Annotated in this window: 13 protein-coding genes; 2 read left to right on the top strand and 11 right to left on the bottom strand. The window is 67.2% G+C overall.

Annotation, left to right across the window (positions count from 1 at the left end):
• Nucleotides 1–13 precede the first annotated feature (13 nt).
• The 11 genes from VCS63_RS01630 to VCS63_RS01580 all read right to left on the bottom strand — a co-directional run bounded on the left by VCS63_RS01630 (nt 14) and on the right by VCS63_RS01580 (nt 11057).
• On the bottom strand, nt 14–1000 hold the full coding sequence (locus VCS63_RS01630) for a Bug family tripartite tricarboxylate transporter substrate binding protein (RefSeq protein ID WP_042796038.1): 987 nt from the start codon (nt 998–1000) through the stop codon (nt 14–16).
• A 29-nt stretch (nt 1001–1029) separates the two neighbouring features.
• Nucleotides 1030–2187 (bottom strand): CoA transferase, encoded by a 1158-nt coding sequence (locus VCS63_RS01625; protein ID WP_323878094.1) that lies wholly within the window; start codon nt 2185–2187, stop codon nt 1030–1032.
• Between the two features lie 2 nt (nt 2188–2189).
• The gene (locus tag VCS63_RS01620) at nt 2190–3044 is read right to left on the bottom strand and encodes a CoA ester lyase (protein WP_323878092.1); all 855 of its coding nucleotides are present in this window, start codon (nt 3042–3044) and stop codon (nt 2190–2192) included.
• A gap of 26 nt (nt 3045–3070) precedes the next feature.
• Complete coding sequence (locus tag VCS63_RS01615) at nt 3071–3523, bottom strand: MaoC family dehydratase (protein WP_042796041.1); 453 nt, start codon at nt 3521–3523, stop codon at nt 3071–3073.
• A gap of 256 nt (nt 3524–3779) precedes the next feature.
• The gene (locus VCS63_RS01610; RefSeq protein ID WP_063641444.1) at nt 3780–4547 is read right to left on the bottom strand and encodes an IclR family transcriptional regulator; all 768 of its coding nucleotides are present in this window, start codon (nt 4545–4547) and stop codon (nt 3780–3782) included.
• Nucleotides 4548–4604: 57 nt separating this feature from the next.
• Nucleotides 4605–5603, bottom strand: coding sequence for a tripartite tricarboxylate transporter substrate-binding protein (locus tag VCS63_RS01605; protein WP_323878090.1), 999 nt, complete (start codon nt 5601–5603; stop codon nt 4605–4607).
• 222 nt (nt 5604–5825) lie between these two features.
• A complete protein-coding gene (locus tag VCS63_RS01600; RefSeq protein WP_323878088.1) occupies nt 5826–6689 on the bottom strand; it encodes a proteasome-type protease in 864 nt (287 codons plus the stop codon).
• Nucleotides 6690–6744: 55 nt separating this feature from the next.
• Nucleotides 6745–7548: a transglutaminase family protein gene (locus VCS63_RS01595; protein ID WP_063641443.1), complete on the bottom strand. Its 804-nt coding sequence runs from the start codon at nt 7546–7548 to the stop codon at nt 6745–6747.
• Between the two features lie 13 nt (nt 7549–7561).
• Entirely contained in the window at nt 7562–8530 is a 969-nt protein-coding gene (locus tag VCS63_RS01590) for an alpha-E domain-containing protein (protein WP_042796045.1), read from the bottom strand.
• A gap of 2 nt (nt 8531–8532) precedes the next feature.
• Entirely contained in the window at nt 8533–9966 is a 1434-nt protein-coding gene (locus VCS63_RS01585) for a circularly permuted type 2 ATP-grasp protein (protein WP_042796046.1), read from the bottom strand.
• A 416-nt stretch (nt 9967–10382) separates the two neighbouring features.
• Nucleotides 10383–11057: a 5-formyltetrahydrofolate cyclo-ligase gene (locus tag VCS63_RS01580; protein ID WP_063961455.1), complete on the bottom strand. Its 675-nt coding sequence runs from the start codon at nt 11055–11057 to the stop codon at nt 10383–10385.
• Between the two features lie 115 nt (nt 11058–11172).
• Here VCS63_RS01580 and VCS63_RS01575 point away from each other — a divergent pair, with 115 nt between their 5' ends.
• Both VCS63_RS01575 and VCS63_RS01570 read left to right on the top strand, forming a co-directional pair.
• On the top strand, nt 11173–13323 hold the full coding sequence (locus VCS63_RS01575; RefSeq protein WP_042796048.1) for a lytic transglycosylase domain-containing protein: 2151 nt from the start codon (nt 11173–11175) through the stop codon (nt 13321–13323).
• Nucleotides 13320–14420 (top strand): CCA tRNA nucleotidyltransferase, encoded by a 1101-nt coding sequence (locus VCS63_RS01570; RefSeq protein ID WP_323878087.1) that lies wholly within the window; start codon nt 13320–13322, stop codon nt 14418–14420. Before VCS63_RS01575 ends, VCS63_RS01570 begins: the two co-directional genes overlap by 4 nt.
• Nucleotides 14421–14437 lie beyond the last annotated feature (17 nt).

Raw genomic sequence — 14437 nt, 5'->3', positions numbered from 1 at the left:
CCGCCCCGGCCGTTTATTCCGGCTGGATACCGGCTTGGCGGATCTGCTGGCCCCAGGCGTCATACTGGGCGCGCACGAATTGCTGCAAAGGGTCTCCCGTGGCCAGATCAGGCTCCATGCCCATGGCCCGCAGCTTTTCCTGGACGGCGGGCTCACGCATCGTCGCGGTCAGCTGTTCCGACCACCATCTTGCGGCTTCGGGAGCGAGGCCCGCGGGGCCGGCCACGCCGATCCATCCGGTCAGGTCCAGGCTGCCCATGCCCAGCTCCTGGGCTGTCGGGACGGCGGGCAGGATGGTGGAGCGCTTGCTGGATACCAGGGCTACGGCGTTCAAGTTACCCGCGCGGATCTGCGGAAGTACGGCGCCGAGATCGGCGGCCACGAAATCGATGCGTCCGCCCAGCAGGTCGGTCACTGCGGCCGGCTGGCCCTTGTAGGGCACGCCCAGCACGTCCGCACCCGCGGCGCGGCTGAAGGCCGCGGCCACGACCTGGCCCGTGCCCGAACCGTAGCCGCTGGTGACCGCGTTAGGCTTGGCCTTGGCCGCCGCCACCAATTGGCGCGCATCTCCATGCTGGCCGGCGGCGCGCGTAACGATGACCACGTCGAAGCGGACCACGCGTCCAACCTGGGTGAAATCCTTCATCGCGTCGTAGCGCTGGAAAGCTTTGGACAGATACGGACCGGACGAACTGGTGGCGCTGGAGCTCGGCATCATGGTGTAGCCGTCTGGCGCGGCCCGCGCCACGGTGTCCACGCCCAGCACGCCGAGCGCGCCGGGCTTGTTTTCGACGATGATCTGCGCGCCGCTGCGGGCGCGGATATCGTCGAGCACCACGCGCGAAACGTTGTCGATGGTGCTGCCGGCGGGAAAGCCGACGACGAAGTGGATGGGCTTATCCGCCTGCGGGTAGCTCGACGCGCCCGAGCTGGCTGCGCCGGCCAGCGCGGGCAGACAGAGCGTAGCGGCGATCAAGGCGGATTGGATATTGTTTTTCATGGTTGTCTCCTCGTGCTTGGAACCGGGACTCAGGACGCCCGGCCGGCCTGGGCTTCCGCCAGGATCTCGGCCGTGTGTTCGCCCAGTCCGGGCGGGTGCCGCCGGATTTCGGCGGGCGTGCGGCTGAAGCTGACGGGCAGGCCCGCCTGGATCAGGCGCCCTTCGGTGGGGTGCTCGGATTCATGCCAAAAGCCCGTGGCGCGCAAGTGCGGGTCGGCCAGCAACTCCTCGAAGTCATTGACCGGCGCATACGGAATGTCGACGGTAGCCAGCAGCTCGGTCCATTCTGCGGTGGTGCGCTCGCGCAGCACGCTTTCCACGTAGCTGTACAGCTCGGGGAAATGCTTGCTGCGGCTGTTGAGCGTCAGGTAGCGCGGATCCTGTGTCATCTCGGGATTGCCGGCCAGTGCAAAGAAGCGTTGCCACTGCGGCGTGGTGTAGGGCACCACGCTCATGTAGCCGTCGCGCGTGCGGAAAGGGCGCCGGTACTCATTGAGCAGGCGCGAGTAACCCGCCGGGCCTTCAGGCGGCACGAAGGTCAGTCCGGCCAGGTGCTCCGGCGCCAGGAAGGCCACCATGCATTCAAACATCGGCACTTCCACGGCCTGGCCGCCCGCGCCGCGTTCGCGGGCCAGCAGGGCGCTGGTGACGGCGTTGGCGACGTACAGCGCCACCACCTTGTCGGCAACCACGGAGTTGACGTAGCGCGGCGCGTCCGCACCCGCGCCGCCCTGCAGCCATGCCATGCCGGAGGCCGCCTGGATGGTGTCGTCGATGGCGGCGCGTCCGGCATAGGGGCCTTGCTCCGAATAGCCATAGCAGGCGCAATAGACCAGCTGCGGAAAGCGCGGCTGCAGCGTCGCGTAATCCAGGCCCAGGCGGCGCATCGCCGGGGCGCGCATGTTGGAAATAAAGACATCGGCGCCGCCGATCAGCGCGTCCAGCTGGGTGCGGCCTTCGGTGGTCTTGGCGTCGATCACCGCGCTGCGCTTGTTGCGGTTCAGGTTCAGATGGGTATGGCTCATGGCGGCGTGGCGCTGGGGCGTGACGTGGCGGAACACGTCGCCCTCGGCGGATTCCACCTTGATCACGTCGGCGCCCATATCGCCCAGCATCTGGGTGGCCATGGGCCCCATGCCGACGCTGGTCATGTCGACGACGCGTATGCCGTGCAGTGGTCCGGGCATGGTCAATCCTCCCCCAGCAGGCGGCGCGCCAGGCGCAGATGCGGCCGGTCGATCATCTTGCCGTCCAGCCGCAAGGTGCCCGCGCCTGGGTTGGCGGCGAATGCGGCGATGACCGCGTGGGCCCACTGCAACTGGCCGTCGTCCGGACTCAGCGCCGAGTTGACGGCGTCGACGTGGCGCGGATGGATGGCCATCTTGCCGACGAAGCCGTCGCGGAAGGCTTCGCCGGCCTCGGCCGCCAAAACCTCCGGCGCGTCTAGGTCGACGCAGACCGTGTCGATGGCGCGCACGCCGGCCGCCGCGGCTGACATCAGGCACAGCGATCGCGCCAGTCGGAAAGGTTCGGTGTAGCGGCCTGCGTCGCGGTTGCGCAGCGCGCCGACGTCGGCGGCCAGGTCTTCCGCGCCCCAGGACAGTCCCCACAGCCGCGGCGTGGCGTCGCGGTAGTCGTGCAGGCCGAAGAGGGAGTGGGCGGTCTCGGTGACGATGGCGAGGATGCGCGTGGCGCCTGGGGCCGTGCCGGCCGCTGCCTCGAAGGCGTCCAGGTAGTGCGATAACTGCAGCAGGCCAGCGCGGCCCGCACACTTGGGCAGCACGATGCCGTAGGGGGCGGCGGGCATCACGGCCGCCAGATCGGCCAGGGCGTCGTCGCCCTCCAGCGCGTTGATGCGCACCCATAGCTGCTTGCCTGCCGAGCCCCGTTCCAGCATGGAGCGGACTTCCTTGCGTGCCGCGGCTTTCTGGTCGGGAGCGACGGAGTCTTCCAAGTCCAGGATCAGGGCATCGGCGGCGCTGGCGGCCGCATGATCGAATTTGCGCCCGGAATCGCCGGGCACGAACAGCAGAGAGCGAGTCATCGTGATCCTCCTGAGCGGCGCCGGGCTCAGGCCGGGCGCTTGCGCATCAGCGCCGAACGCTTGCACGTGGCCACGACTTCATCACGATGGTTGAGCGCGGTGTGCTCGAACTCGACGATGCCGGCGTTGGGACGGGATTTGCTTTCGCGCACTGACAGCACGCGAGTGCGCACGTGAAGGGTGTCGCCCGCGAAGACGGGTTTCGGGAAGTTCACGTCGGTCATGCCAAGGTTGGCGACCGTGGTGCCTAGCGTGGTGTCGTTGACCGTCATGCCGATCAGCAGGCCCAAGGTGAACAGGCTGTTGACCAGAGGCTTGCCGAACTCCGTCTGCGCCGCGAAATGCGCGTCCAGGTGCAGCGGCTGCACGTTCATCGTCAGGGAGCTGAACAGCACGTTGTCCATTTCGGTCAGGGTGCGGGTCCAGGCATGTTCGAACGCCTGCCCGGGCGAAAACTGTTCGTAATAAAGGCCAGCCATGTTCCTTCCTTCAAGAAGTGAGCGCCGGGCAGTCGCCCGGTTGTCGAGCGCCCGCAATCGGGGATCCGGCTTGCGTTCTTGCCCTTGAACAAAAGTTTATAGATATGAACTCAAGCGAGCAATGGATTTTGCTTTGGCGTAAACCCGCAGCAAACGGGGGCGCGGCATTGCGCCCCGCGGCATGAGCCGCAGGGCGAATGAGACAAAGGGGGACATGGCAGGCGCCTGCATGAAGCGCCTGGGGAGGGGATGGGCCTTAGTACGCCGGCACGGCGGGGGCTTGGCTGTCGATGCGCTGAGTCAGGTCGCGGCTGGCGGCGAGCAGAGTCTGGCCGATGAGGTCGGCGCGGGCGGCGGAACGGTCCAGGGGTGCGCCGACCACCAGCGCCAGCACGGCGCCGTACAGGACCAGGGGTGCGGCGACCGACAGGGTGTCAGCCTGGTGTTCCGCAAGATTGACGTGCCAGCCCCGGTTGGCTTCGGCGTCGATAAGTTGCAGCAGCTGCTTGTGGGTCTTGACCGTCTTGCTGGTATAGCGATCCAGGGTCAGGCGAGCGGCCAGCGCTTCGCGGTCGGCGGCCGGCATGGCGCCCAACAAGGCGCGTCCGGAGGCGGACGCATGCAGCGGCTTCAATTGGCCGACCCTGGCGGTGAAGCGCACGATGCGTTCGGGCTCGGCGACGTCCAGGTAGACCACGTGGTCGCCGGACCGTTGCGCCAGGATCAGGGTCTCGCCCAGTTCGTCGCGCAGCGCTTCCAGCGTGGGCCGGATGCGGGTGGTCAGTTGGTCGTGTTCGGCGACGGTCCGGGCTTCGTTCAGCCAGCGGCGGGTCAGGTAATAGCGGCCTGCCGTCAGGTGCGCGTAGCCGTCGCCTTCCAGGGTGTCGAGCAAGGCCAGGCAGCTGGACTTGGGGATGCCCAGCCCGGCTGCAATCTGCGACAGCGTGGCAGGCGCCCGCGTCGCAGCGAAGAATTGCAGAATGTCCAGGACGCGCCTGGCGCTTTTTACGTCGTTCGTGCTCATGCACGGGAATATATATTCATGAACGGGCAGCGGCAACCGCCGCTGCCCCCCTCGCAATCAGTCCGCGTATACACCCGCCTTGCGGATGATGCCGCCCCATTTGTCGACCTCGGATTGCAGCCAGGTCTGCAGGCCCTGCGGAGTCTGTTTGGATTCCGGCACGATCTCGGCGCCCAGCTCCGCCATCTTTTGCGTGAAGGCGGGATCCTTCAGCGCGGCGCGCAAGGCTTCGTTGAACTTGGCGACGGCCTCGGGCGGCGTGCCCTTGGGCGCGTACACGCCATGCCACACCTTGACCTCGAAGCCCTTCAGGCCGTTCTCCTGCAGGGTCGGCGCATCGGGCAGCGTCTCGATGCGTTCGAGCGTGGTGACGCCGTAGAGCTTCACGCGATCCGCCTTGATCTGGGGAATGGTCTGGGTGGTCTGGTCGCACAGCACGTCCACCTGGCCTCCGAGCAGCGCGGTCATGGCTGGCGCCGTGCCGGCATAAGGCACGGTGGTGAACTGCACGCCCAGCGATTCCTGCAGCAGCATGCCGCACAGCTGTGACACCGCGCCCAGGCCGGCGTTTGCCAGGTTGATCTTGTTGCCGTTTTCCTTGGCGTACTTGATGAAGTCTTTCATGCCGTCCGCGGGCAGGTCCTTGCGGCCCAGCAGCGTCATCGGCACGTCGGCTACCTGGCCCACGTAGGCGAAGTCCGTCAACGGATTGAACGACAGCTTGCGGTATAGCGCAGGCGCGGTGGCCATGCCGTTATGGTGGATCAGGAAGGTATAGCCATCTGGCGCGGCGCGCGCCACGTGCTGCGAGGCGAGCGTGCCGCCGGCGCCGGTGCGGTTTTCGATGATGATGCTCTGGCCCAGCGTTTTGGACATGGACGCGCCCAGGCTGCGCGCCACGACGTCCGTGGGGCCGCCCGCCGCGAACGGCACGACCAGCGAGATGGGATGGTTGGGATAGGCGCCTTGGGCGCCGGCGTTGCCAGAGGCAAGGCAGGACAGGGCCAGCAGGGGCCAGGCCGCGCGCTTGAGCGCGCGCGCATAGATAGGGGGCATGTCTCGCTCCTTGTGGTTCTGTGAGGGCCCCCAAGGCAAAGCATGACGGCCGGGCACCAGTTTGGCGCGCTGGCGCCCGGATGAGAATTCGCAGTTCCGCAAGCCTGGTTTCGGTTGCTGGAAAGGAGGGTTTACGCGCAATGGCGATCGCGCAAGAACAAACGCCCGCAGCAACCTGGCAGTTGCCTGCGGGCGTTTGGCGCTGACGGCGAGGCCGCGTCCCTAATTTGCCTGGTCTTTGCCCGGGTCTTGCGCCAGCACCTGCGGCGCGCTATAGCTGGGCGCGGGCGCGTCCACGGGCTCGGCGCGCAGCGGCTGGTGCACGCGGCTGGGCGGTACCAGCGAGTCCGGGGCGTCGGGATTGGTCCACAGCGGATCCGGAATCTCGGCGAAGACCTGGCGCAGCCGTTCGCCCCAGGTGCCGCGGATCATGCGGAAGTATTCGTTGTGCTCATCGATGCTGGCGAAGTGCGTGACGCGCAGCGAATGAGTGTCGTAGACCAGCAGATCCAGCGGCAGTCCCACCGAGATGTTCGAGCGCAGCGTGGAATCCATGGAGATCAGGGCGCACTTGGCGGCTTCGTCCAGCGAGGTATCGGGACGGAGCACGCGGTCCAGGATGGGCTTGCCGTACTTGGCCTCGCCGATCTGGAAGTAGGGGCATTCCTGGCTGGCTTCGATGAAGTTGCCGGCCGAATACACCTGGAAGAGCCGGCAGCGTTCGGCGCCGATCTGGCCGCCGAAGATCAGGTTGACGTTGAAGTCCACGCCCTGCTCGCGCAAGGCCGGGGCTTCGTGGTGATAGACGTCGCGCACCGCAGCGCCGACACGGCGGGTGGCCTCGAACATATCGGGCGCGTTCCAGACGGTTTCGCCGCCTTCGTCGTGCTGGCGCGCCAGCGCATTCAGCACGGCCTGGCTTACTGCCAGGTTGCCCGAGCTCATCAGCACCATCACGCGGTCGCCCGGACGCTCGAAGACGGTCATTTTGCGGAAGACGCTGATCTGGTCGACCCCCGCATTGGTGCGGGAGTCGGACAGGAAGACCAGGCCGGAATCAAGGCGGGCTGCGACGCAGTAGGTCATGATCGGAAATAGGGAAAACCACGCCGCATTGTATTGCGGCGCGGCAGACCGGATGTTACTGCTGGGCGGCGGTCTGGACCTGCACGCTGACCTCCATGGATTCCTGGCCGCCGCCGCTGCGCACGCCGCGCACCGGCGAGGCCGAGTCATAGTCCCGCGCCACAGCCAGCCGGCAATGGCAGTCGGAGGCGAACTGGCGGTTGGTGATGTCCACGCTGGTCCAGCCCACGTCGGGCAGCCAAACGTCCGCCCAGGCATGGCTGGCGGCGTGCTCGGCGGTGGTGTACAGGTAGCCGCTGACGTAGCGGGCGGGCACGCCCAGGCCGCGCACGCAGGCAAGGAACAGGTGGGCGTGGTCCTGGCAGACGCCATGGCCCATTGCCAGCACCTGGTTGGCGGCGGTGGTGACGTCGGTGGTGCCGGGTTCGTACGCGACGCGGTCGCTGACCGCCGTAGCCAGGGCCAGGATGTCGTCGGGCGTATGCAGGCCGTTGGGCAGCGCCTCGCGCACAAAGGCCATGATGGTGTCGTCGGCCTGGGTCAGCGGCGTCTGCACGCAATAGGCGTGCACCGGCAGGCGGCTGTCCTCGCTGCCCAGCAGGCCGCGGTCCAGCGGCGCCACCAGCACCTGTCCGGCTACGCGCAGTTCGATGTCGGTGTGAGGTTGGTTCAGGGTCAGCGTATGCGTGATGTTGCCGTAGGCGTCCACCTGCTTGTCCAGTTCGCCGGGCGCTTCGATGTGCCAGCGCAGCACGCGCTGGTGTTCGTCGTCGCGCGGGGTCAGGCGCAGGGTCTGGATGCTGTAGGCGACCGGCGAGGTGTAGCGGTAATGCGTAACGTGCGTGATGATCTGTTTCATTCCGGTCTCCAGGCTATGACAGCGGCACCAGGAAGTCCTGGCTGATCCGGTTGCCCAGATCGTTGATGCGGTCGAGGAAGTGCTCCAGGTACTGGTGCAGGCCGCTGTCCAGGATGTCTTCGACGCGGCCGTATTGCAGTTCGGCGCACAGCATGCCGGCGCGCCTCTCGGTTTCGGTCGAGCGCTGGTTGGATACGCGCGCCAGGTCGTCGGCAACGGCGCGCATCGAGGCCAGCAGCGAACGCGGCATGTCGCCGTGCAGGATCAGCAGCTCGGCGACGCGGTCGGGGGTGATGACGTCACGGTACACCTTGCGGTAGATCTCCAGCCCCGAGACCGAGCTGAGCAGCGCCGACCAGCGGTAGAACTCGCTTTGCAGGGCTGCCGCGCCGGCGGGGTCGGCGCGGCCGTCATTGCTGTTGGCGCCGCGTTCGTGGAACTTCACGTCCAGCATGCGCGCGGTGTTGTCGGCGCGTTCCAGGTGCATGCCGATGCGAAGGAAGTACAGCGCCTCGTCTTCCAGCATGGTGCCGATCGTGACGCCGCGGGCCAGGTGCGAACGGAACTTCACCCATTCGAAGAACTCGCCCGGATTGCGTTCCAGCAAGCCGGTATGCAGATGCTTCAGCAGTTCCAGCCAGGTGGTGTTGTAGGTCTCCCAGACCTCCGTGGTGAGGCTGCCGCGCACGGCGCGCGCATTCTCGCGGGCCGCGCGCATGCAGGAATAGATCGACGAGGGGTTCTCGGGGTCGCGCACCATGTACTGCAGCACGTCGTGCGGCGAGATGGACGCGTACTTGCTCTGGTACAGGCCCTGGAGCTCGGAGATGCGCAGCACGCCCAGCCACGAGCCCTCGCGCGTTTGCGCATCTTGCGGCAGCAGCGACATCTGCAGGTTCACGTCGAGCATGCGGGCGGTGTTTTCAGCGCGCTCGGTATAGCGGCACATCCAGAACAGGTTGTCGGCGGTTCGGCTCAGCATGTTCAGTCCTCCTCCAGCACCCAGGTGTCTTTGGTGCCGCCGCCCTGGCTGCTGTTGACCACCAGCGAGCCCTCGGTCAGCGCCACGCGGCACAGGCCGCCCGGCACGGTGCGGATGTCCTTGCCGCACAGCACATAGGGACGCAGGTCCACGTGGCGCGGCGCCACGCCCGATTCCACATAGGTCGGGACAGTGGACAGCGCCAGCGTCGGCTGCGCGATGTAGTTGGCGGGGTTGGCGCGCACGCGCGCCTTGAACGCCTCGACTTCGGCGCGCGAAGCCGACGGGCCCACCAGCATGCCGTAGCCGCCTGAACCGTGCACTTCCTTCACTACCAGTTCGTGCATGTGTGCCAGCACGTGCGACAGTTCGTCGGGCCGGCTGCACCGCCAGGTGGGGACGTTGGACAGCACCGGTTCCTCGTTCAGGTAGAAGCGGATCATGTCCGGCACGTACAGATACGTGGACTTGTCGTCGGCGATGCCGGTGCCGATGGCGTTGGCCAGCGTGACGCGGCCGGCGCGGTAAACCGACAGCAGGCCGGGCACGCCCAGTGCGGAGTCGGCGCGAAACGACAGCGGGTCGAGGAAGTCATCGTCCAGCCGGCGGTAGATGACGTCCACCTTGCGCGGGCCTTGCGTGGTGCGCATGTAGACGGTGTTCTGTTCGACGAACAGGTCCTGGCCCTCGACCAGTTCCACCCCCATCTGCTGCGCCAGGAAGGCGTGTTCGAAGTACGCGGAGTTGTACATGCCCGGTGTCAGCACCACCACGGTAGGGGCGTCCGCGCCATGCGGCGCCACTTCGCGCAGATTGTCCAGCAGCAGATCGGGGTAATGCGCCACCGGCTCCACCTTGATGCGGCTGAAGGCGTCCGGCATCAGCCGCATCGACATCTTGCGGTTCTCCAGCATGTAGGACACGCCCGACGGAACGCGCAAATTGTCTTCCAGTACGTAGAACTCGCCTGCGCCGGCGCGCACGATGTCCACGCCGGCGATGTGGCAGTAGATGTCCTCCGCCACGTCCACGTCCTGCATCTCGGGACGGTACTGGGCGTTCAGGAACACCTGTTCGGCGGGGATGACCCCCGCTCGCACGATGTCGTGCCCGTGATAGATGTCGTGGATGAACATATTGAGCGCGCGCACCCGCTGTTTCAGGCCGGCTTCCAGCAGGCGCCACTCGTCGGCGGGGATGATGCGTGGGATCAGGTCGAAGGGGATGAGGCGTTCGGTACCTGCGGCGTCGCCCGCCACCGAGAATGTGATGCCCACCCTGCGAAAGCTCAGGTCCGCCTCCAGGCGGCGCGCGGCCATGGCCTGCGCGGACTGCTCGTCGTGCCAGTGCTCGAAAGCCTGGTAGTGGGAGCGTATGCCGCCAGCGCTGTCGCGCATTTCGTCATAGGCGGCGGGACGGGATGATCTGTCCTTCATGGCTCCTCCGGTACTGGTGCCGGCGGCTGGCTTGCGCGCGACCGCCGTCCGGCCGATATCCGGCCGGTGTAATGGATTAAGCAACCCGCATGCCAGCCTGGCTGGCACGGGCGGGGGCGCCCCTCGGGATCAATATCCTCCGAAGGGCGTTACGGCGCCATCGCCGCAGCGGTTGAGGTCGGGGATGGCGAGCACGCCACGCGCGGACTGGCCGGGGCTGGCGGGTTGAACGGGGTCAGTCGGACTGGCGCGGAAAAGCCTGGCCAGGAGAAGTGGGCAGCGCCTGCGGCGCTGTCGAGGGGAGGCGCGCAACGATGCGCGGGTGCTGCGTGATGGGGCCGGGCCGAAGCCCGGCGGCCTTGCTTATGTTAGGACTTGCACTGTTTTGGTGCAAGCCGGCGGGCAAAGCTGGTGCGTCAGTTCATGCGGAAGCTGTGCAGCGTGGTGCCGCCGGTGCCGCCTTGTTCCAGCGGCGCCTGGGGCACCCAGCCATCCTGGGTCAGCACCGCGTCCAGCGGGTAGTCGTGGGCGGCGGGTTCATAGCCGGCGTCCAGTTCGCCGCAGCTCCAGGCGATGCCGATGGTAATGAAGGGGTGGCCGCGCTCGCGCAGCGCAGCCAGGGTGCGGTCGTAATAGCCGCCGCCATAGCCTAGGCGGTCGCCCTGTTCGGTGTAACCCAGGGTGGGCACCAGTACGACGTCGGGCAGCAGTTCGGCACCCGCGACCGGTTCCTGGATGCCGTAGGGACCGGCCCGCAATTCGGCCTCTGGCGTCCAGGGCAGGAAGGCCAGGGGCGCGTTGCGTTCGCGCACCACGGGCAGCGCCACCGCCACGCCGTTTTCAACCCACTGCTGGAGCAGGGGGCGCAAGTCGGGTTCGTCGGCCATGGGCCAGAACGCGGCCACGGTGGCCGGCGCGGGACGGCCCGCGCGCACGGCCTCGTCACGGGCGACGTTCAGCCAGGTGAACAGCCGGGCGCGCATGAGCAGGCCGCCGCGGCTACGCTGGTCTTCCGGCAGTTCTGCACGCAGTTTTCGCAATCGCGCGCGTAGCTGTACTGCGGTATCCTCTGGAGTATTTTGCGTAGTCATGCTGTGGCGGTAAGAGGGATGGAAAAATGATGGCGAACGTGCGGACGCATGCGGATGAACATGTGGATTGCCGGCATGCTGGCGTACGGCAAGGCCAGTGTATGAGGGACAGGGCATGACACAGACTCTGCAACCCGGACGGTATCAGAAAACCGCGCGGAAATCCGGGGCCGCCACCACTCTGGAAGCCGCTCCCGGCCTGCGCCGCTGGCTGCCGCTCCTGGCACTGTTCACCGCGGCCTGTGCGCCGGTGGACGCGCAACAGCGCAGCGCGGCGGTCAACACCCAGCCCCAGCCTCAGCCGACCGTACAGGCTGCGCAACCCGCCATTTCCGTGCCGCCTGCGGTGCTGGCTGGCCTGCCGCCGACTTCCCAGACGCCCGCGTTGGCCGCCGTGGTCGCCGCCCGCGAAGCCATGAATCGCAAGCAGTGGTCCGTACTGGGTGCGCTGGTGCCTCAGGCCAAGCCGGATCCGCTCGGCATGTATCCCGAATATTGGCTGCTGCGCTACCAATTATGGACCCCGCCCGCCACGGGCCGGCCCACTGCCGAGCTGCAGAAATTCATCAGCGGCAATTCCGACGCCTATCTGGCCGACCGCCTGCGCGGCGACTGGTTGCTGGCCGCGGCCCGCAGCGGGGACTTCGAAACCGTGCGCAAGCTCGCGCCGGTGAAGAACAGCAATGCGCAGATCGAATGCGCCATCCTCGATGCCAAGCACATGACCGGGCAGCGGGCCACGGCGGCGCAGGCCGCGGCCGTGTTCGCGCCGGGCGGCGCCTGCTGGGCGCTGTACGACCAACTGGTCGCCGACGGCATCATGGGCTGGGAACAGCTGGAGCCCCAGCTGCGCGACGCCATCGAGGCCAACAAGACCGCCGACGCGCGCAAGTTCGCGCAGTACATGTTCGAGCCGGCCGACCTGAAAACCTATGACTTGCTCATGAAGGATCCCATGAAGTGGCTGACGCGCCAGAGCCGTCAGCCCGTGGGCCGCAACGAGAAGGAACTGGTGACCATCGCCTTGGCGCGCCTGGCGCGTTCCGACGTCAGCGTGGCTGATTCCTATCTGCGCCGCGAATGGGGCAAGTCCGGCGACTGGTCCAAGTCCATGGCCAAGTCGAACCTGGCCTGGGTGCGCGGCCAGTACGCGCTGGTGGCCGCGCTGAACCTGGATAGCCGCGCCGACGACTGGTACCACGAGGCCGGCCACATCCGCATGACGGAGTACAACGCCGCCTGGAAGGTGCGCGCTGCCTTGCGCCAGCCCAAGATCGACTGGAAGTGGGTCATCGAATCCATCGACCAGATGCCCGCCTCGCAGCAGGCCGATTCGTCCTGGATCTACTGGAAGGCGCGCGGCCAGGCGGCACGCGGCAACAAGGAACAAGCTGCCGCCGCCTACGCTAGCATTGCTGACCGCTTCGACTTCTACGGCCAGCTCGCGGCCGAGGAACTGGGCCGGCGCATTACCGTGCCGCCGCGCCCGGCGCCTATCAGCGACCAGGAAATCACCGAGGCCCGCGCCAACCCCGGCTTGCGCCGCGCGATCCAGCTCTTCCGCCTCGGCTGGCGCGCCGAGGCCGTGCCGGAATGGAACTTCTCGCTGCGCGGCATGAGCGACCGCCAACTGATGGCCGCCGCCGAGCTGGCGCGCGCCGAGAACATCTACGACCGCGTGGTCAACACCTCCGACCGCACGGAAAAAGAGTTCGACTTCAGTCAGCGCTTCATTGCGCCCTTCGAGGGCCGCGTCACCGCCAAGGCCAACGCCATCGCGCTGGACCCGGCCTGGGTGTACGGCCTGATCCGCCAGGAATCCCGCTTCATCATGGACGCGCGCTCGCACGTGGGCGCCTCCGGCCTGATGCAGTTGATGCCGGCTACGGCCAAGTGGGTCGCGGGCAAGATCGGCATGAGCAATTTCACGCCCGACAGCGTCAACGATTTCGACACCAATACCGAACTCGGCACCAACTACCTGAATATGGTCCTGCGCGACCTGAACGGTTCGCAAATGCTGGCCAGCGCCGGCTACAACGCCGGTCCGCGCCGTCCGCACAACTGGCGCTCGACGTTCTCGCATCCAGTGGAAGGCGCCATCTTCGCCGAGACCATCCCGTTCAACGAAACGCGGACCTACGTGAAGAACGTCATGTCCAATTCGGTGTATTACGCGGCGATGTTCACCGGCCAGCCCCAGTCCCTTAAAGAGCGCCTGGGCAACGTCGTGCCGCTGGGCGCGGAAAGCACGTCGATCCCATGACGCGGGATCCGGCCACTGACGGCTTGCAGGTCTATGTCGTGGGTGGAGCAGTGCGGGACGCGCTGCTCGGCCTGCCGCCCGGCGACCACGACTGGGTGGTGGTGGGGGCCACGCCCGAGGACATGGCGCGGCGCGGCTTCGTGCCCGTGGGCGGCGACTTTCCCGTCTTCCTGCATCCGCGCAGCAAAGAGGAATACGCGCTGGCACGCACCGAGCGCAAGTCGGGGCGCGGCTACAAGGGCTTCACCTTCTACACGGGCGCGGATGTCACGCTCGAAGAGGATCTGCGCCGCCGCGACCTCACCGTAAATGCCATTGCGCAGACGCAAGATGGCGAGCTGGTTGATCCCCTGGGCGGCGCGGCTGACGTGCGGGACCGCATTTTCCGCCACGTCGGCGAGGCCTTCGAAGAAGACCCGGTGCGCATCCTGCGGCTGGCCCGTTTTGCGGCGCGCTTTGTCGATTTTTCCGTGGCGCCCGAGACCCTGGAACTATGCCGACGCATGGTCGAGGCTGGCGAGGCCGATGCGCTTGTGGCCGAACGGGTCTGGAAGGAATTGTCGCGCGGCCTGATGGCGGCCGCGCCCTCCCGCATGCTGGGCGTCCTGCAGCAATGCGGTGCGTTGGCGCGGGTGATGCCCGAACTGCAGGGCGTGGACGAATCCGCGGCCGAGGTGGACCGCGCCGCCGCACAGGGCCTGGCGCTGCCGGGCCGCTACGCATTGCTGTGCCGGCTGACGCCTGAGCGCGACGCCATGGGCCGCCGCCTGCGCGTGCCTACCGAGTGCAATGATTATGCGCGGCTGTTGCCGGAAGTGCTGACGGGGCTGGATGCGGCGGAACAGGGTTCGGACCCCGCCGATGCGCAACTGGCGCTGATGGAGCGCGCCGATGCGCTGCGCAAGCCGGAACGCTTTCTGGACTTGTTGGATACGGCCTCCGTGCTGCGCCCTGTGGACCGCGAGGCCTGGCAGGCGCGCGTGGCCGCGGTGCGTGGCGTGGATGCCGGAGCCATCGCCCGGGCATGCGCCGGGGAGCCGGCGCGCATTAAAGAGCAGGTGCGCGCCGCGCGCCTGCAGCGCCTGCGGGCGCGGTAGCGCAGAACGGCCGGCGG

The organism is Achromobacter sp. D10 (genome assembly GCF_035282245.1).
In the GTDB taxonomy this organism is placed as follows: domain Bacteria; phylum Pseudomonadota; class Gammaproteobacteria; order Burkholderiales; family Burkholderiaceae_B; genus Achromobacter; species Achromobacter insolitus.
This window is presented reverse-complemented; position numbering and strand designations above follow the sequence as displayed.